Below are 17,687 nucleotides of genomic sequence, written 5' to 3' on the forward strand. Positions count from 1 at the left end.
GCACCTGAGCACCTGAGTGAGACGGCGGCGCCGGGCGGAGACCACTCCCCGCCCGGCGCCGCTCCCGTGCGTCCGGACCAACCCGCCTATGAGCAAGTGAACTTGGCGGCCGCCCAGTCCCCGTGGTCACCGCTCTTGGACGCGTTGGTGTCGGTCACCTTCAGGCGTACGTGCCGCGCCCCGCTGACGTCGACATCCACCGGCACGGTCGCCGAGGCGCCCGTCACCTTCGGCGAGGTCCACAGGACCTTCCCGTCCGCCTCGACGGAGAAGGCCACCTCCCCGTAGCCGTTGATCTCGTCGTCGATGCCCGCGTCGGCGGTGAACTTCGAGCAGCGACCGCCGGTGTAGACCTCGACCGTGGAGTCGGCGTGGGTGCCGATGCCCTTCTCGTAGGTCTTCCCGGCAAGGGTGAGCGGATGGCCGTCGCCGGCCGCCGACTCCCCGTTGCTGCGGTCGTGTTCGGCCGGGCCGTAGCCATTGGTGGCGGTGAGCCAGACCAGGTCGCTCGCCCAGGTGTCGGCCGTGGGCGCGGGCGGCATGACGCCGACCGCGAGTCGGCCGGTGGCGGTGCGCTCCTGGCCCGCGGACCGGTAGCGGGCGCGGGCGGTCAGGGACCGCTCCCCCGGGTCCGCGCCCTTGGCCGGGGTGACGGCGAGCTCGACGCGCCGGGTCTGCCCCGCCGCGATCCTGTCGACCTTCGCCGCCTTCGCCGTCCAGCCCTCGGGCACGTCCACGGCCACCTCGACCCCGGTGGCGCCCCGGTTCCCCGCCGTGACGTCGACGGCGACCTTGCCCTCGGTCCCGGCGCCGAGCTCCTGCCCGGCGGGCGCGCCCACCGCTGCGGCCGCGCCCGGCCGGGCCCCGCCGACCGCGCTGGTGTCGTCGAGCGCGAGCTCAAATCCCTTGTCGGTACGGAGAGTCGGCGTCTTCACCCGCACGACGCCGCCGCGGTCGTCCCGGTCGTAGAACCAGCCCGTGGCGGCCTTCTCGTACGCGTCCTTCGAGGTCAGCCGCGGCAGTGTGCCCCGGTCGAGGCGCACTCGGCTCGGCTCGTCCCCGGTGTGCACGGTGAAGGCGTACGGGCGCTCGCTCTGCTTGCCCGCGAACTCGCCCTTGGACGGGCCGACTTGGATGCGCACGTCACCGGCGCCGGAGCGGGGCGCCGAGACGTCGGCACGCTGCGTCGCGTACTTCCCGTCGCGGTGCCGGCGGGTCACGCCGTCGTCCTCGTACAGCTGGAAGGAGCTCTTCCCCTGCGGGTAGACGTCCCAGGCCAGCGGCGAGTCGGCGGTCCGGTCCCGGTAGGAGCGGATCCCGGGCCACATGGGCACGCTCGCCCCGCCCTTCACGAACAGCGGCAGCGTGTCGAGGGGCGCGCTGTAGCCGTCGATGGTGGTCGGCCCCTGGTAGGTGCGTCCGGTCCAGTAGTCGGTCCACGTCCCCTGGGGCAGATAGATCCCGTCGCGGGTCGTCGTGTCCTTGTACACGGGCGCGACGAGGAAGTCCTCGCCGGTCAGGAACTCGTACTTGGCGGCGTCCGTGGCGGCCTTCGGGTCGTCCGGGTACTCCAGGGCCAGCGGCCGCACGGCGCCCACGCCCGTCTTCGTCGCCTCGTGCGCGTACGAGTAGAGGTACGGCAGCAGTGACTCGTGGAGCTTGAGGTACTTCCTGTTGATGGAGGTGTAGGGCTCCCCGTAGCGGAAGGGCTGCTTGTCACTGGCCGCCCAGCCGTCCATCGTCATCGTGACGGGCAGGAAGGACTTCCACTGCAGGTCCCGCGCGTACGTCTTGGGGCTGCCGCCGAAGATGCCGTCCACGTCACCTGTCGTATAGGCGAGTCCGGACATCGTCGCACCCGCGTACGTAGGGATCTGCCAGCGGATGTACTCCCAGCTGCCGCTCTGGTCGCCGGACCACTGCACGCCGCAGCGCTGCGCACCCGACCAGCTCTCCGGTGCCCAGGTGAAGCCCCGCGCATCACTGTTGTCCTCGATGCCCTTGTAGGCGTCCTTGCAGCCGTCGAGCGCCTTCTTGTATCCGTCGCCGACCCACGCCACGTCGAGCTTGGCGACGCGCTGGCCCGCCTTCACCTGCTCGGCGATCTTGTCGATGCCGTCCTCGGTCCACAGCCCCATTTCGGCCTTGCGGTCGTTCAGCCCCTTGCCGGTCTCGGCGAGGTTCTCGTAGCCGCAGCCGTAGCCGTCGTTGACGAGCATCCAGCCGAGCGGCATGTCGTTCTTCACGTAGTCGTCGGCGACCTTGAGCGAGTCCAGGGTGTGGCGCTCGCCGCGGTTGGCGTTGTGCAGATAGCAGTCGGCGTCGCCGATCTCCATGCCGTACACGGGCGGCATGAAGGGCTTGCCAGTGAGCTTCGTGTACTGCCCGATGACGTCCTTCGCGCTGTCGGAGCCGCTGCCCGCGAAGTAGTAGGCGTCGAAGCGCTGTTCCTTCGCGGTGGCGGTCACCGGCTCGGCGAAGTCGTAGGTGTTCGGGGCGTATGTGTTCCGGAAGACGCCGTAGCCCGCCGAAGAGAGGTAGAAGGGGACGGAGTTGGGGTGGCCGCCGTCGTCCCAGTTGTAGTCGACGCTCACCTCGACCTTGTTGCCGCGGTGCGAGGTGTTGCCGCGCCCGTTCTGCATCCCGGCGCCGTAGAACTGCTCGCTGCCGCCGCGCGCGAGGGACTGCGTGGTGGCGTCCTTGGTCCAGGAGAGCCCCTTGGACTCGGCCCAGACCTGGCTGCCGTCGGCGCGGTAGAGGGCGAACCGCAGCGGCGACTTGTAGGCGCGCAGTGTGACCTCGGCGGTGCGCAGCTCGTAACGGTCGCCCTTGTCCGCCCAGTTGGTCTTCGGGGGCGTGCCCTGCGGCAGGACGAGGTCGCCGCCCGCCGGGTCGGTGAACTTTCCGTCCGGGGCGAGTTCGAGCCGGAAGGTCTCGCCGGAGACGAAGCTGACGCGGGCCTCGGCCTTGCCCGCGGTCAGGTGGTAGACGGGGCCGTCGGCCTGGAAGCCGGTCACATCCCCGACCGTGGTCGCGGGGTCCTCGGCGGCGGCTTGCGCGGCGCCGCCGCCGGGCCCGGCGAAGGCCGCGAGGAGGCCCAGGAGTGCGGCGACGACCGCAGATCTGAGGCGCGTGGGAGATCTCATGGCCGGTGTCTAGCGCGTCAACTGCCGCCGGGGCCATGGACTTTGATGGGCCGCTCCTGGATTTCCGGAGCGGCCCATTCGGTGAGCGTTGCGGCTACAGGGCGACGCCCAGCAGCGCGTCCACGGTGCGCGACACGAGTCCGGGCGCACCCTCGTCGGTCCCGCCCTCGGCGTCCTGGCGGGCGGCCCAGGCGTCCACCGCGGCGAGCGCGGCCGGGGCGTCCAGGTCGTTCGCGAGGGCCTCGCGGACCTCTTCGACCAGGGCTTCGGCTGCCGGGCCGTCCGGGCGGGAGACGGCGGCGCGCCAGCGGCCGAGGCGCTCGACGGCCTCGCGCAGGACGTCGTCGGTCCACTCCCAGTCGGCGCGGTAGTGGTGCGCGAGGAGCGCGAGCCGGATGGCCACCGGGTCCACGCCGTCCCGCCGCAGCTTGGAGACGAAGACGAGGTTGCCCTTGGACTTCGACATCTTCTCGCCGTTCAGAGCGACCATGCCCGCGTGCACGTACGCCTTGGCCATGGGGAACTCGCCGGTGAGCACCTGCGCGTGCGAGGCGCCCATCTCGTGGTGCGGGAAGGCGAGGTCGGAGCCGCCGCCCTGCACGTCGAAGCCCATGCCCAGGTGGTCGAGGGCGATGGCCACGCACTCGATGTGCCAGCCGGGGCGGCCGCGGCCGAGGGAGGCGCCGTCCCAGCTGGGCTCGCCCTCACGGGCGGCCATCCACAGCATCGGGTCGAGCGGGTCCTTCTTGCCGGGGCGGTCCGGGTCGCCGCCGCGCTCGGCGGAGAGCAGCTTCATGGCGGCGCGGTCCAGGTTCGAGACCGATCCGAAGTGGGTGTCGGACTCGACGGAGAAGTAGATGTCACCGTCGAGTTCATAGGCGGCGCCCATGTCCCGCAGGCGCTCGACGAGCGGCACGATGCCGGGTATCGACTCGACGGCTCCCACATAGTGCTGCGGCGGCAGCAGGCGCAGCGCCGTCATGTCCTCGCGGAACAGCGCGGTCTCTCCCTGGGCGAGGGCGACCCAGTCCTTGCCGTCGCGGTTGGCGCGCTCCAGGAGCGGGTCGTCCACGTCGGTCACGTTCTGGACATAGTGAACCTGCCGCTTGGTGTCGAGCCACACGCGCTGAACGAGGTCGAACGCGTTGTAGGTCGCCGCGTGACCCATGTGGGTCGCGTCGTACGGGGTGATGCCGCAGACGTAGATACGGGCGACGGGACCGGGGTCAAGGGTGACGAGGCCACCGGTCGCGGTGTCGTGGATCCGGAGGTCGCGGCCCTTGCCGGGAAGGGCGGGGACCTCAGAAGCGGGCCAGGCATGCATGTCCTGAGCCTAACCGGACGTAGGTTCCGTAGACGAACCGGATTCCGTTGGAACGGCCGTGAACTGGCCGGGGAGGCGCTCTTGCGGATCACGGGGAAACATGCAGGGGGCACCAACGGCGGAATCTAGACAGGAGGCCAGGGAATCGCCGGCCATCCCCCGCCGGGCACGGGGTGCACCCCCGACTCCAGAAGAGCAACCACACGCGCACGCGTGGCCCCCACCTCGGCAGGTGTGATCAGGGCCCCGAGCCGCTCGGCCAGCGGCGCCCCGTCCTTGAGCCCGTCCCGCAGGGACCCCAGCACGGCCACCGCCTCCTCGGTGAGCGGCTCCCCCGCCCACCCCCACAGCAGCGTCCGCAGCTTGTCCTCGGCGTTGAAGGTGACGCCGTGGTCGATGCCGTAGAGGCGCTCTCCGGCGGGCAGCAGATGGCCGCCCTTGCGGTCCGCGTTGTTGATCACGGCGTCGAAGACGGCGAGACGCCGCAGCCGGGCGTCGTCGGCGTGCACGAGCAGAGCCGTCCGCCCCTCGCCACCGTCCTCGCCGCCCCCGCCGTCCGCGCCCTCTTCGTCGTCCGCGCCCTCTTCGTCGTCATCGCCCGTGTCCACGAACCCGATGGCCTTCCAGCCCGCCTCCGGCTCCGCGCCCTCCATGATGGCGAGCAGCCCGTCCGCGTCCTCCTGGGAGCCCTCGATCCAGAGCTGCACCATGCCCTCGCCGTACGGGCCGTCCCGCAGCACCGTCGGCGGCACCAGGCCCCAGCCCATCGCCTCGGAGACCTCGTAGGCCGCGACCTCGCGCTGGGCGAGCGTCCCGTCGGGGAAGTCCCACAGCGGGCGCTCCCCCGCGACCGGCTTGTAGACGCAGGCCGCCTCCCTGCCCTCGTACGCCACGGTGCAGTAGAGGACCGCGTTCGAAGCCTCCCGGATGCGCCCGCGCGCGGTGAGCTCTCCCCGGGTGAGGAGCTCGGTGTCGGCGGGCCCGAAGGCGGGCCCGGCGTCTGCGGTGCTCACGCTCCTCGCCGGTATCCGTTCTGGCGCGGGCATACGTGTCCTTCCGGGTCGAGCGGCAGGCTGCACAGCGGGCACGGCGGCCGCCCCGCGTTCACCACGTCGAGGGCGCGCTTGGCGAAGGCGCGGGCCTGGGCGCCGGTGAGCCGGACGCGGAGCATCGGCGGGCCGTTCTCCTCGTCCTGCAGGAGCCTTTCCTCTGCTTCGGCGAGGTCCTCCTCGGACTCGGCGTCCAGCTCCACCAGGGCCTGCGCCTCGACGATCATGCGCTCCTCGTCGCCGTCCCAGGCCAGCGCCATGGTGCCGACGCGGAACTCCTCCTCGACGGGCGAGTCCAGGGGGGCGCTGTCGGGGTTCTCCGTGGGCGCCACGGCCGGGACGGCGGCGCTGCCGCCGCTGCGCCGCACGACTTCGTCGAGGAGCTCGTCCATGCGCTCGGCGAGGGCGGCCACCTGGGTCTTCTCCAGGGCGACGCTGGTCACGCGCACGCCGGCGGACGCCTGGAGGAAGAAGGTACGCCGCCCGGGGAGCCCGACGGTTCCGGCCACGAAGCGTTCCGGCGGGTCGTAGAGGAACACCTGACGGGACACGTCCTGTCTCCCTTGGGATCGACTGCAACTGTTCAACTGCGGCCGCCTGGGCGGCCACCGCTTGACGCGGCCGCTTCACCCTACTGCGGCCGACGATCACGGTGCGCCCGCGCCACCACCCACGGTCGCGTCGCCGTCGGTGGCTTCGGGCCGGGGCGCGAGCGAGCCGAAGTCGCCGGTGTCTCCCAGGCGTACGAGGAAGGGGCGCAGCCGCGTGTACCGGATGGCGGTCACGGAGCAGGGCTCCACGGAGATGCGCTGGAACAGGTCCAGATGGAGCCCGAGGGCGTCCGCGACAAGGGACTTGATGATGTCGCCGTGCGAGCACATCAGGTACACGGCGTCGGGGCCGTGCTGCTCCGCCACGCGCGCGTTCCACTCCCGTACCGCCTCGGCGGCACGGGTCTGCATGGCCCGCATGGACTCGCCGCCCGGGAAGGCCGCCGCGGAGGGGTGCCGCTGCACGACCTCCATCAGGGGCTCCTCGGTGAGCTCGGCGAGCTTGCGGCCCGACCAGTCGCCGTAGTCGCACTCACCGATGCGGGCCTCGGCGTGCGCGGTGAGCCCGGGGCGGGCGGCGAGCAGCGGGGCGAGGGTCTCCTGGCAGCGCTGCAGCGGGCTGGTGACGACCTCGGACAGCGGCAGTCCGGCGAGCCGCCCGGGCAGCGCGGCGGCCTGCTCGGCCCCCCGCTCGTCGAGGGCCACGCCGGGGGTCCACCCGGCGAGCAGTCCCGCGGTGTTGGCCGTGGAGCGTCCGTGCCGGACGAGGATCAGCGTGGGCATGCGGGTCAGCCTAAATGTTGGCGTCAAGGGCACCCGGGTCGCGGAACGGGTCACAGCAGAGGCCGTCGGTGCGGGTGCGCTCACGGCTCGGGTTCGGGAGAATGCGGCACGTGATCGTCGACTGCGCCATCTACCGCGAGGGGCGTCGTACGGAAGGTCCGTCGGATCTGTCCGACGCCCTCGACGAGGCGCGTGCCGCGGGCGACGCGTTCGTCTGGATCGGGCTGCACGAGCCGACCATGCAGGAGTTCGACCAGGTCTCCGCGGAGTTCGGGCTGCACCGGCTGGCCGTGGAGGACGCCCTGAAGGCCCATCAGCGGCCGAAGCTGGAGGTCTTCGACGACTCGCTGTTCGTGGTCCTGAAGCCGGTGGTGTACGAGCCGGAGCACGACGTGGTGTCGTCCGGCGAGGTCATGGTCTTCATCGGGGACTCGTTCGTGGTGACGGTCCGGCACGGCGAGGGCGCCCCGCTGCACGACGTGCGCCTGCGCATGGAGGCGGAGCCGGAGATGCTCAAGCACGGTCCGACGGCCGTCCTGTACGCGATCTCGGACGCCGTCGTCGACCACTACCTGGAGGTCGCCGACGAGCTGCAGACCGACCTGGAGGAGCTGGAGGCACAGGTCTTCACGCCGCGCGGCTCCCGCGACACCGCCGCGCGCATCTACACCTTCAAGCGGCAGGTCCTCGAATTCCGGCGCGCCACCTGGCCGTTGGCGATGCCGATCGCCCGGCTCGCGGGCGCGGGCCCGTTCGCCCCGAAGGTGCCCTTCGTGGAAGCCTCGGCACAGCCGTTCTTCCGCGACGTCAGCGACCACCTGACGCGGGTCAACGAGTCGGTGGAGGGCCTGGACCGGCTGGTGTCGGACATCCTCTCGGCGGACCTGGCACAGACGAGCGTGCGGCAGAACGACGACATGCGGAAGATCTCCGCGTGGGCCGCGATGGCCGCCGTGCCCACGATGATCGCGGGCATCTACGGCATGAACTTCGACCACATGCCCGAGCTCCACTGGGTCTGGACGTACCCGGGCGTGATCGCCTTGATGGTGGCCCTGGAGTTCTGCCTGTACCGCCTCTTCAAGCACCGCGGCTGGCTCTGAGCCCCGCCCCGTGAACGGGCCCCGGCCCTACGCGAATTCGGGTGCCGTGACCGATGGCCCGCCCAGCGCGTCGCGCCGCTCGGGCATCTCCAGGGTCACCATCCGCCGCCAGCCCACGGCCCGTTCGTACGCGTGGACGGCGTGGATCCCCGCGGCGAGCGCTCTGGCCTTGGCGGCCGGCCAGCCCAGGATGCGCCCCATGTGGTCCATGACGGCGAGGCTGACGTCCCGGTAGACGCGGATCTCGGCGAGCGCGCACTCGCGCAGGGCCCGCTGGATGGCGCGGCCGTGCCCGGCGTACGCGAAGCGCAGCAACTCCTCGTGGCAGTACGCCAGATGGTTGTCCTCGTCGTTCGAGATCATCTTGACCGCGCGGCCGATGTCGGGGTGGTGGGCGAAGTGCTTGCGCAGCAGCCGCATCTGCTCGGAGGCGCGCTGTTCGGTGACGCGGCTGTGCGCGAGGTAGGTGATGAGGTCCGCGACGGTGAGCGGCTCGTCGGACGTCAGCTGCTCGTGCGCGAGGCCGATGCCGTGCTTCTCCAGGAGCATCGTGTAGTCGGTCTCGTGCGGCACCTCGACGGGGGTGAGGCCGCGCTTGCGCAGCAGGGCGTTGAAGATCCGCCCGTGCTTGTCCTCGTCCGCGCCGTGCCGCGCCACCTTGGGCGCGAGGGCGCGCTCGCTCTCCGGTACGAGGGCCGCGATCCGGCCGTTCTCCCAGCCGCCCTGGGCCTCGCCGCCCGCGGCGATGGAGCAGAAGAGCCGGAAGGACTCGTCGTGGTCGAGGATCTCTTCGAAAAGACTCCTGGCCGAAAGCATCGCTGGCACCTCCGTGGCCTCCGCGCGTGGTCCCACCGGGACCGAGTCAAATGCGGGCTGCGACAGGCGGCAACAGGTGTACAGGACAGCTCGGCCGAACGAAGGACTCCGGCGCCCGATCGGGGCCGTAACCGTGGGCGTGCTGACGCGTTGTTCCTCGTGACGGCCGTGGCGGGGAAGACCCCCGAGCCCCCACCACGGCCGCAGAACTTCCCTCCCTCTCCTTACGCCAGTCCGGCGTGCTCCAGCGCCTCGGTGCCCACCCGCAGCGCGGTGATCCGCTCGTCGAGCGTGAAGCCCGCGGGGGCCAGCGTGAGGGTCGTGACCCCGGCGTCGGCGTAGGCCCGCATGCGGTCGGCGATGCGCTCCACGGAACCGAGCAGCGTGGTGGAGTCGATGAGCCGGGTCGGGATCGCCGCGGCCGCGCCCTCCTTGTCGCCGGCCAGGTACTTGTCCTGGATCTCGGCGGCTTCCTTCTCGTAGCCCATGCGCCGGGCCAGCTGGTTGTAGAAGTTCTGCTTGCGGCTGCCCATGCCGCCCACGTAGAGCGCGGTGTACGGCCGGAACATGTCGGCCAGCGCGTTCACGTCCGCGTCCTTGTCGCCGCCGACGGCGAGCGGGAGGGTCGGCACGATGTCGAAGCCCTCCATGGTCCTGCCCGTCTTCTCGCGGCCCGCGCGCAGGTGGCGGACCGCGGTCTCCTCCAGGTGCTCGGCCGCCGGGAAGATCAGCAGGGCGCCGTCGGCGATCTCACCGGTCTGCTCCAGGTTCTTGGGGCCGATCGCGGCGACGTACAGCGGGATGTGCTCGCGCTGCGGGTGCACGGTGAGCTTGAGCGGCTTGCCGGGGCCGTCCGGCAGCGGCAGGGTCCAGTGCGCGCCCTCGTACGAGAGGCGCTCGCGCGTCATGGCCTTGCGCACGATCTCGACGTACTCGCGGGTGCGGGCGAGCGGCTTGTCGAACTTGACGCCGTACCAGCCCTCGGAGACCTGTGGTCCGGAGACGCCGAGGCCGAGCCGGAAGCGGCCGCCCGACAGCGAATCCAGGGTGGCGGCGGTCATCGCGGTCATCGCGGGCTGGCGGGCCGGGATCTGGAAGATGGCCGAGCCGATGTCGATGCGCTCGGTCTGGGCCGCGACCCAGGACAGCACGGTGGCCGCGTCGGAGCCGTACGCCTCGGCGGCCCAGCAGACCGCGTACCCGAGCCGGTCGGCCTCCTTCGCGACGGCGAGATTGTCCGCGTCCATTCCCGCGCCCCAGTAGCCGAGGTTGATCCCGAGCTGCATGGCCAGATCCCCTTACCCATCAGTAACGTGCCGGTGCCGCCGATCCTCGCCCTCCCACCACGGGTTTGTCCACAGGCCCACGCGCCACGGGGGTACGGCCAGTAATCTCAGCGCCCATGGAGCAGAGGCATCTCGGCCGGACCGGCCTGCGCGTGTCCCGGATCGGACTCGGCACCCTCACCTGGGGCCGGGACATCGACGAGAACGACGCCGCGGACCTGGTCAAGGTCTTCTGGGAAGCGGGCGGCACCCTCGTCGACACGGCCGACGTGTACGGCGACGGGGAGGCGGAGTACCTCCTCGGCCGCCTCGTCGAGCGCCTCGTGCCCCGCCGCGACCTGGTCATCTCCACGAAGGCGGGCAGCGTGCCCGACCCGGAGCGCCGCTTCGACGGCTCGCGCGGCCATCTGCTCGCCGCCCTCGACGCCTCCCTGGCCCGCCTCGGCACGGACTACGTGGACCTGTGGCAGGTGCACGCCTTCGACCCGGACACTCCCCTGGACGAGACGCTGCAGGCCCTCGACCTCGCGGTCAGCAGCGGCCGGGCCCGCTATGCCGGGGTCTCCAACTTCTGCGGCTGGCAGCTGGCGAAGGCGGCCACTTGGCAACTGGCCGCGCCCGGGACGCGCACCCGGCTTGCCAGTACGCAGATGGAGTACTCCCTGCTCCAGCGCGGTGTCGAGCGCGAGGTGCTGCCCGCCGCGCTCGACCTGGGCATCGGGCTGCTGCCGTCGTCGCCGCTCGGCCGGGGCGTCCTGACGGGCAAGTACCGGGGCGACGCCACCCCGGCCGACTCCCGGGGCGCCTGTGACCACTTGGCCCCGTTCGTCGCGCCCTATCTCGACGACGCCGCGAGCCGCATCGTCGACGCCGTCGCGATAGCGGCCGACGGCCTGGCGGCGACCCCGCTGCAGGTCGCTCTCGCGTGGGTCCGCGACCGCCCCGGAGTGACCGCCCCCATCGTCGGCTCGCGCAACGCGCAGCAGCTCACGGCCGCATTGTCAGTGGAGACCCTTAGTCTTCCTGACGAGATCTGCCAGGCGCTCGACGATGTGTCGGCGCCCGTGCACCGCTATCCCGATCACGACTGGAGCACGCTGTGAGCACGGAGCCCGCTGCCGCGGAGGAAACCGAGCCGGGGACGCCGGAGGCCGGGCCGACGGCTGCCGCCCCGGGCACCGAGACGGGCAGGGCGGACAAGGGGGCGGAGCCGGGCGGGGACGGCGCGGAGCCGGGCGTGGGGCCGGACGTGGAGGCCACCGCCGACGGCGCGGGGTCGGATGCCGAGGACACGGACGAGGCCACCGAGGATGCGGCGGGGGCCGCAGAGCATACGGAGTCGGGCGCCGACGGCGCGGACGAGGCCGCCGAAGACTCGGACGGGACCGCCGCGAGCGCGGAGCCGGGCGCCGACCGTACGGATGGCCGGGCTGCCTCATACGCGGAGTCGGGCACCGACGGCGCAGAGGGCGGGACCACTCCGGCCGCGGAGCCGGGCGCCGACGGCGCGGACGAGGCCGCCGAAGACTCGGACGGGGCCGCCGCGAGCGCGGAGCCGGGCGCCGACGGTGCGGGCGAAGGGGCTCAGCCGTCCGAGGCCGAGGCCGAGTTGACCGCTCAGCGGGAGCTGCGGGAGCGGATCGAGCGGCGCAAGGCCGAGCGGGAGGAGCCCATCGACAGCGGTGCCAAGCTGAGCGGGACCGCCGCCGACCTGCTGGCGGCCGTGCGCGCCGTGGAGAGCGGCGAGAAGCCCGCCACCGGAGTCTTCGACCGGCCCTCGGCCGAGCCCCCTGCTCCGCGCAGGCCCGCGCCCGAGCCGGAGCGCCGCCCGCAGCCCCCGATGCCCGCTCCGGCCGGACCCGCCGCGCCCGCCCCCGAGACCGTCGCGACCGTCGAGGCGGTGCTCGGCGAGGGCGGGGCGCCCGCCGCGCTCGCCCCCCGCGTGGCGGAGGCACTCGGCGAGGACGCCGACGGGCAACTGCGCGCGGACCCCTGGCAGTTGCTCCGCGTGAGCGGGGTCCGCCCCGAGCAGGCCGACGGCTTCGCCCGAGCGCTCCTCGGCCCCGAGTGCGCCCCGGACGACGAGCGCAGAGGATGCGCCCTCACCGTATGGCTCCTGGAGCAGGCCGCCCTCGCGGGGCACACCGCCCTGGAGGCGGCGGCGCTCGCCGAGGCGCTCGGGCAGCGCGGGGTGCCGGACCCGGACGCGGCGGTGCAGAGCGCCATCGCGGAGGCCGACGTCCTCGTGTTCCAGGACGCGATCGAGACCCCCGGGGTGCCCGCCCCGGCCGCCCCCGTCGAGGACACGGCGGAGGACGGCGAGGGCGACGCCGAGGCCGAAGCGGCACCGGTCCGCGTCCTGTTCGGCCTCGAGCGGTACGCACTGGCCGAGGAGAGCCTGGCGGACGGCCTGGCCCGGCTGGTCAACTCCCTTCCCAAGGAGGAGGGTTCGGGCCCCGGCGCCGCCGAGTGGCAGACCGCCGCCGAGCAGACCTCCGGGTCGGCCGCCGAGCTGATCCGCGCCGTGGGCGGACACGCCCTCGTGCTGCACTCCGGCGGCGAGGCCGCGCGCGCGGAGCCCGCCGCCCTGGCCGCCGCCGCGCTCGGCCTCGGCCTGCGCGTCTGCGTCGCCGTGCACGCCCCCGAGGGGCGCCGCCGTCTCGCCGAGGCCCTGGGCGAGGACCACGCCGCGGCCGCCGTGACGGTGCGCGGCCTGCTGTCGGGCGCGCAGACCCCGGGCCGGGACGCGGACGGCGCCCTCGCCGTGGACGTCCTGGTCGTCCTGGACGCCCCGCAGCTGGACGTGGAGAGCGCGGCGATGCTCGTGGAGTCGCTGCCCGACGGCGCCCGCCTGGTGCTCAGCGGCGACCCGGGCGTGCTGGGCTCGGTCGGGCCCGGCCGGGTCTTCGCGGACCTGCTCGCCGCCCGCTGCTGCCCGCAGGTGGTCTCGCGCACCCCGGACCCGGGCCCGCTCGGTGAGCTGGTGTCCGGGATCGGCGTCGGCGAGCTGGCCGAGGTCGAGGCGCCCGGCAAGGAGATCGTGATCGTCCCGGTGCGGGACGCGGGCGAGGCGGTGCACCGCACGGTGCAGCTCGTCGCGGACTCGGTGCCCCGGGCCATCGGCGTGCCCGCGCAGGACACCCAGGTCATCACCCCCGGCCACGGCGGCGCCGCGGGCACCCGCGTGCTGAACACGGCGCTGAAGGAGCGGCTCAACCCCGGCCCCGGCCGCTTCAGCGGCTTCGACCCCGGGGACCGCGTCGCCCACACCCCGGCGGCCGGCCGCACGACGCTCGGGCACGTGGTCCGCGCCGACGCGGAGGGGCTGCACCTGGAGTGCGACGGCACCCCCGTCGTCGTACGCAAGGAGCTGGTGGAGCGCACCGTCCGGCACGCGTGGGCGCTCACCGCGCACCAGGCGGCGGGGCTGCGCTGGCCGGCGGCGGTCGTGGTGCTGCCCGGCGACGCGGCGCGCTCGCTGAACCGCCCCTGGGTCTATACGGCGTTCAGCCGCGGCGAGCGCCATCTGTCCGTCGTCCAGGGCGCGGAGCAGGCGCTGCCGCGCGCGGTGGCGGAGGTCCTCCCGAAGCCCCGCACCACGCGCCTGCAGACGCTGCTCCGCCCGCAGATCCCGGTGACGGCGTCCTCCTAGATCCCTGATCCCTCAGGGCCTCCTGGCCTGGATGCGCCAAGAGGTCCGGGCCAGGATGGCCCTGAGGGATCCAAGGGAACGTCTCTCCTAAGGGTGGGCCGCGCCCCGGCCCCGCGCGCCGTCGGGCTCGTCCAGGTCGTCGAGCTCGACCACTTCGACCCCGTCGTCCGCCGCGTCGGACCCGTCGGCCTCGTCGGACCCGTCGGCCTCGTCGGCCTCGTCGGACTCGTCGATGTCTTCCATGTCGTCGAGGTCGTCGAGCGGTCCGGGCGCGAAGTCGGCGCCGTCGTCCAGTTCGTCGTCGAAGACCGCGCTGACGTCGAAGCGGCACACGACGCGGGCCGGGTCGGCCTGCTCGAAGGGGGTGTCGAGCCACTCGCCCGGGTCCGCCGGCTCGTCCGTCGCGGTCACCCAGAGCGTGGAGTCACCCTCCTCCAGGCCGAACTCCTTGTGCCGGGAGGCGATTTCGTCCGGCTCGAACTCGCCGAAGAGCACCCCGAGCGCCGCGTGCGCGTTGCTGCCCGCCGCGCCCTCGGCCCCCTCCTCCGTCTCGGCGTCCAGGTCCGCGACCCGCTGGGCCTGAGCGAGGAGCCGCTGCTGGTCCACCACCGCGTAGTCGCGGCGGATCAGCACGCTGAGCGCGTTCGGCTCCGCGGGGCCCTGGTACGGCGGCAGCGTCTCGTCGGAGCCGGGGATCTCGAACGGGGTGACCTCGTCGTAGCGGTCGTAGAGGAGCTCGTCGTACTCCTCGGCCGCGACGGCCAGCTCGTTGAACGCCTCGTAGACGGCCGGGTCGTCCTCCCCCGACCTGCGTTCGACCGCCGCGAGATGGCGGTCGAGCGCGGTCTTGATCGCCTCGGCGGCGGCGCGTACCTCGGCAGCGGTGGGCTGCGCAGCATCAGACATAGTGCAGACGCTATCCGTACCGGGCCCGTGCCCGCACAATAGATGCGATGCCGGAATACGAATTTGTCGACGTGTATGTGCCGCGCGGGGTCTCCCGCAAGGAAGCCACGCGGCTGCTGACGGACCACGCAGAGTACGGACACTGGGAGTTGGACCGCCTGAGTCTGCACCCCGACGGCAGCCGCAGGGTGCGGCTGCGCCGACGGATCATCCGCCAGGTGCGCGCCACCTGGTGATGCGCACCTGACCGACGGGCGCGACGGAGCGGGCCCCGCAGCTGCGGGGCCCGCTCCGTTCTACGCGCGGCTCAGCGCCGCCGTCCGACTCAGACGGCCGCCCTGGACCTGCGGTACAGCACCGTGCCCGCGAGCAGCGCGCTCGCGCCCACCGGCAGCGCCACCCCGAGCGGCAGCGAGCTGCCCGTCTCGGCGAGCATCGACCGGTCCGCCGGCGGCGCGACGACCTGCGTCGACGGCTGGTTCGGCTTGGCCGGGTGCTGCGGGGTGTGCCCGCCCGGCTTCGTGGGCTGCTCCGGCTTGCCCGGGTGATCGGGCTTACCCGGCTGGTCCGGCTTACCCGGGTGATCAGGCTTGCCGGGGTGGTCCGGCTTGCCGGGGTGATCGGGCTTGCCCGGGTGGTCCGGCTTCGACGGCGGCTTCTCGTTGCTCGGCGGCTTGGCCTCGTGGTTGGCGCATTCGTTGCCCATGGCCGCGTTGCCGAGCCCGCCGACGGTGACGCTGTTGCCGCAGACGTTCACCGGTGCGTTGACCGGCAGTTGAACGTCGTTGCCCGAGGCGACGCCGGGTGAGTCACTGGTGTGCCCCGAGGCCGTGGCCCCGCCGCCGGTGGGCTTGTGCGAGCCGCCTCCCTTGCCGGAGGTGTTCTCGCAGCTGTTGCCCATGGCGGGGTTGAGCACCCCGATGACGTTCACGGTGTTGCCGCACACGTTGACCGGAACGTCAACGGGGAGCTGGACCGAGTTGCCCGAGAGCACGCCCGGGGAGTCCGAACTGCCGCCCTTGGCGCCGGAGTCGGCGTGCGCGTAGCCACCCGTCACGGCGAGCACGCCGGTCGCGGCCGCCACGGTGATCAGGCCCTTGCGCGTGACCTGTCGCATAGCTTTTCCCTGCCTTATACCTTCCGGAATGCGCACGCGCCTGCTGACGTATGCGCTGAATGCCCGACGGCCCCGGAGTGCATGGCTCGCACTCCGGGGCCGAAGGACTCAGACCCTCATGGGGTGAGGCACAACAACGTCAGCTGTTGGTGCAGGTGTTGCCGAAGGTGGGGTTCAGCAGCCCAACCACGGAGACCGTGTTGCCGCACACGTTCACCGGGACGTGGACCGGCGCCTGAACAACGTTGCCCGAGAGCACACCGGGAGACTTCACGGCGGCGCCCTGGGCACCGGCGTCGGCAGCGGCGATGCCCGCACCCGCGAGCACGAGACCACCAGTGGCAGCCGCAGCGGCGACGACCTTCTTGATCATTATTCCTCCTTGTTGGCAATGCGGTCCCAGCCGCGGACCGCACCACCTGTAACGAGGGGGAAGTTATGGGGCTACGAGCCTATGGTTCCTTTCACTCTTTTCAGTCAAGTACGCACGCGCTGACGATTATTGGAGTTTCGTTTCAGCGACCGAAGCGACCGAACCGGGCGATTGCCGTCAGGATGCGTCGATGAACCGGTCGAGGACCCGGACCCCGAACTTCAGGCCGTCCACCGGCACCCGCTCGTCGACGCCGTGGAACATGCCCGCGAAGTCCAGCTCCGGCGGCAGCTTCAGCGGCGCGAAGCCGAAGCCCCGGATGCCCAGGTCGTCGAAGGACTTGGCGTCGGTGCCGCCGGAGAGCATGTACGGCACGGCGCGCGCGATCGGGTCCTCGGCCTGCAGCGCCGACTGCATGGCGTCGACGAGTGAGCCGTCGAAGCTCGTCTCCAGGGCCTTGTCCGCGTGCACGTCCTCGCGCTTCACGTTCGGCCCGAGGATCCGGTCGAGGTCGGCGAGGAACTCCTCCTCGTACCCGGGCAGGAAGCGCCCGTCGACATGCGCGGTCGCCTGCCCCGGGATCACGTTGACCTTGTAACCGGCGCCCAGCTGCGTGGGGTTGGCGGTGTTGGAGAGCGTGGCGCCGATGAGCTTGGCGATGCCGCCGAGCTTGGCGAGCGTCTCGTCCATGTCCTCGGGGTCGAGCTCCGTGCCGAGGGCGTCCCCGAGCTCGTCCAGGAAGTGCCGCAGGGTCTTGGTGACGCGCACCGGGAACTTGTGCCGCCCCAACCGCCCGACCGCCTCGGAGAGTTCGGTGATGGCGTTGTCCTTGTGGATCATCGAACCGTGCCCGGCGGTGCCGTCCACGGTCAGCTTCATCCAGTGCATGCCCTTCTGCGCCGTCTCGACGAGGTAGAGCCGCAGCTGCTCGTTGACCGTGAACGAGAAGCCGCCGACCTCGCTGATGGCCTCCGTGCAGCCCTCGAAGAGGTCGGGGTGCTTGTCGACGAGGTGCCGGGCCCCGTACGTCCCGCCCGCCTCCTCGTCCGCGAGGAAGGCGAGGACGATGTCGCGCGGGGGCTTGCGGCCGCTGCGCAGCCGGTCGCGGACGACCGCGAGGGTCATCGCGTCCATGTCCTTCATGTCGACGGCGCCCCGGCCCCAGAGGCAGCCGTCCGCGATCTCCCCGGAGAAGGGGTGGTGCGTCCAGTCCGCCGCGTTGGCGGGCACCACGTCGGTGTGGCCGTGGATCAGCAGGGCGGGCCGCGAGCGGTCCTCGCCCTCGATGCGGGCGACCGTGGAGGCGCGCCCCGGGTGGGACTCGAAGATCTGCGGCTCCAGGCCCACCTCGGCGAGCTTCTCGGCCACGTACTCGGCCGCCTTGCGCTCGCCGGGGCCCGAGTGGTCGCCGTAGTTGCTGGTGTCGATGCGGATCAGGTCGCGACAGAGGTCGACGACCTCGTCCTCGCCGGTGACAGTCCTGGCCGCGCTGGACTCGCTCACTCTTGTTCCTTCCGCTGTCGCTGCTGGTGGTCCCCCTCATCCTCCCGCGCGCACCCCTCGCCGCCCAAGGCCGGGTAG

15 protein-coding genes are annotated in these 17,687 nt (G+C 72.3%); 4 read left to right on the forward strand and 11 right to left on the reverse strand.

All coding sequences use genetic code 11. The features are described 5' to 3' along the window. Positions 1-86: 86 nt before the first annotated feature. The 5 genes from ACFWYM_RS32190 to ACFWYM_RS32210 form a co-directional block, all read right to left on the reverse strand. Positions 87-3,146, reverse strand: coding sequence for an NPCBM/NEW2 domain-containing protein (locus tag ACFWYM_RS32190; RefSeq protein WP_384845406.1), 3,060 nt, complete (start codon positions 3,144-3,146; stop codon positions 87-89). A gap of 94 nt (positions 3,147-3,240) precedes the next feature. Further along, entirely contained in the window at positions 3,241-4,470 is a 1,230-nt protein-coding gene (gene mshC / locus ACFWYM_RS32195) for a cysteine--1-D-myo-inosityl 2-amino-2-deoxy-alpha-D-glucopyranoside ligase (protein WP_384845409.1), read from the reverse strand. A 125-nt stretch (positions 4,471-4,595) separates the two neighbouring features. Further along, a complete protein-coding gene (locus ACFWYM_RS32200; RefSeq protein WP_384845412.1) occupies positions 4,596-5,516 on the reverse strand; it encodes an SCO1664 family protein in 921 nt (306 codons plus the stop codon). Continuing rightward, complete coding sequence (locus ACFWYM_RS32205) at positions 5,480-6,070, reverse strand: DUF3090 domain-containing protein (RefSeq protein WP_384845414.1); 591 nt, start codon at positions 6,068-6,070, stop codon at positions 5,480-5,482. The genes ACFWYM_RS32200 and ACFWYM_RS32205 overlap by 37 nt, the downstream gene beginning before the upstream one ends. Positions 6,071-6,166: 96 nt before the next feature. Then, the gene (locus ACFWYM_RS32210) at positions 6,167-6,853 is read right to left on the reverse strand and encodes a histidine phosphatase family protein (protein WP_384845416.1); all 687 of its coding nucleotides are present in this window, start codon (positions 6,851-6,853) and stop codon (positions 6,167-6,169) included. Positions 6,854-6,954: 101 nt separating this feature from the next. Here ACFWYM_RS32210 and corA point away from each other — a divergent pair, with 101 nt between their 5' ends. Continuing rightward, positions 6,955-7,956, forward strand: coding sequence for a magnesium/cobalt transporter CorA (corA, locus tag ACFWYM_RS32215; protein ID WP_384845418.1), 1,002 nt, complete (start codon positions 6,955-6,957; stop codon positions 7,954-7,956). Positions 7,957-7,983: 27 nt separating this feature from the next. On the opposite strand, the gene ACFWYM_RS32220 is transcribed toward corA, so the two are convergent. Together ACFWYM_RS32220 and ACFWYM_RS32225 are read right to left on the reverse strand one after the other, a co-directional pair. After that, positions 7,984-8,772 carry a ferritin-like domain-containing protein gene (locus ACFWYM_RS32220; RefSeq protein ID WP_384845420.1) on the reverse strand — a complete coding sequence of 263 codons (789 nt, stop codon included), beginning with the start codon at positions 8,770-8,772 and terminating at the stop codon, positions 7,984-7,986. Positions 8,773-8,996: 224 nt separating this feature from the next. Next, complete coding sequence (locus ACFWYM_RS32225) at positions 8,997-10,058, reverse strand: LLM class F420-dependent oxidoreductase (protein ID WP_384845422.1); 1,062 nt, start codon at positions 10,056-10,058, stop codon at positions 8,997-8,999. Between the two features lie 116 nt (positions 10,059-10,174). Between ACFWYM_RS32225 and ACFWYM_RS32230 the strand changes: the two genes are divergently transcribed. Together ACFWYM_RS32230 and ACFWYM_RS32235 are read left to right on the forward strand one after the other, a co-directional pair. Continuing rightward, the gene (locus ACFWYM_RS32230) at positions 10,175-11,161 is read left to right on the forward strand and encodes an aldo/keto reductase (RefSeq protein WP_384845424.1); all 987 of its coding nucleotides are present in this window, start codon (positions 10,175-10,177) and stop codon (positions 11,159-11,161) included. Then, positions 11,158-13,710: a helix-hairpin-helix domain-containing protein gene (locus ACFWYM_RS32235; protein ID WP_384845426.1), complete on the forward strand. Its 2,553-nt coding sequence runs from the start codon at positions 11,158-11,160 to the stop codon at positions 13,708-13,710. The genes ACFWYM_RS32230 and ACFWYM_RS32235 overlap by 4 nt, the downstream gene beginning before the upstream one ends. A gap of 87 nt (positions 13,711-13,797) precedes the next feature. On the opposite strand, the gene ACFWYM_RS32240 is transcribed toward ACFWYM_RS32235, so the two are convergent. After that, positions 13,798-14,616 (reverse strand): hypothetical protein, encoded by an 819-nt coding sequence (locus ACFWYM_RS32240; protein ID WP_384845428.1) that lies wholly within the window; start codon positions 14,614-14,616, stop codon positions 13,798-13,800. A gap of 47 nt (positions 14,617-14,663) precedes the next feature. On the opposite strand from ACFWYM_RS32240, the gene ACFWYM_RS32245 reads away from it, so the two are divergent. Next, positions 14,664-14,852, forward strand: coding sequence for a DUF5703 family protein (locus tag ACFWYM_RS32245; protein WP_165340867.1), 189 nt, complete (start codon positions 14,664-14,666; stop codon positions 14,850-14,852). 89 nt (positions 14,853-14,941) lie between these two features. Here the strand turns inward: ACFWYM_RS32245 and ACFWYM_RS32250 are convergent, their stop codons facing one another. The 3 genes from ACFWYM_RS32250 to ACFWYM_RS32260 all read right to left on the reverse strand — a co-directional run bounded on the left by ACFWYM_RS32250 (position 14,942) and on the right by ACFWYM_RS32260 (position 17,609). After that, complete coding sequence (locus ACFWYM_RS32250) at positions 14,942-15,733, reverse strand: chaplin family protein (protein ID WP_384845430.1); 792 nt, start codon at positions 15,731-15,733, stop codon at positions 14,942-14,944. Positions 15,734-15,872: 139 nt separating this feature from the next. Then, entirely contained in the window at positions 15,873-16,106 is a 234-nt protein-coding gene (gene chpH / locus ACFWYM_RS32255) for a chaplin ChpH (protein ID WP_384845432.1), read from the reverse strand. A 177-nt stretch (positions 16,107-16,283) separates the two neighbouring features. Further along, on the reverse strand, positions 16,284-17,609 hold the full coding sequence (locus tag ACFWYM_RS32260; protein WP_384845434.1) for a M20/M25/M40 family metallo-hydrolase: 1,326 nt from the start codon (positions 17,607-17,609) through the stop codon (positions 16,284-16,286). Positions 17,610-17,687 lie beyond the last annotated feature (78 nt).

Origin of the sequence: Streptomyces sp. NPDC059009 (genome assembly GCF_042740175.1) — a bacterium.
Taxonomy (GTDB): Bacteria; Actinomycetota; Actinomycetes; order Streptomycetales; family Streptomycetaceae; genus Streptomyces.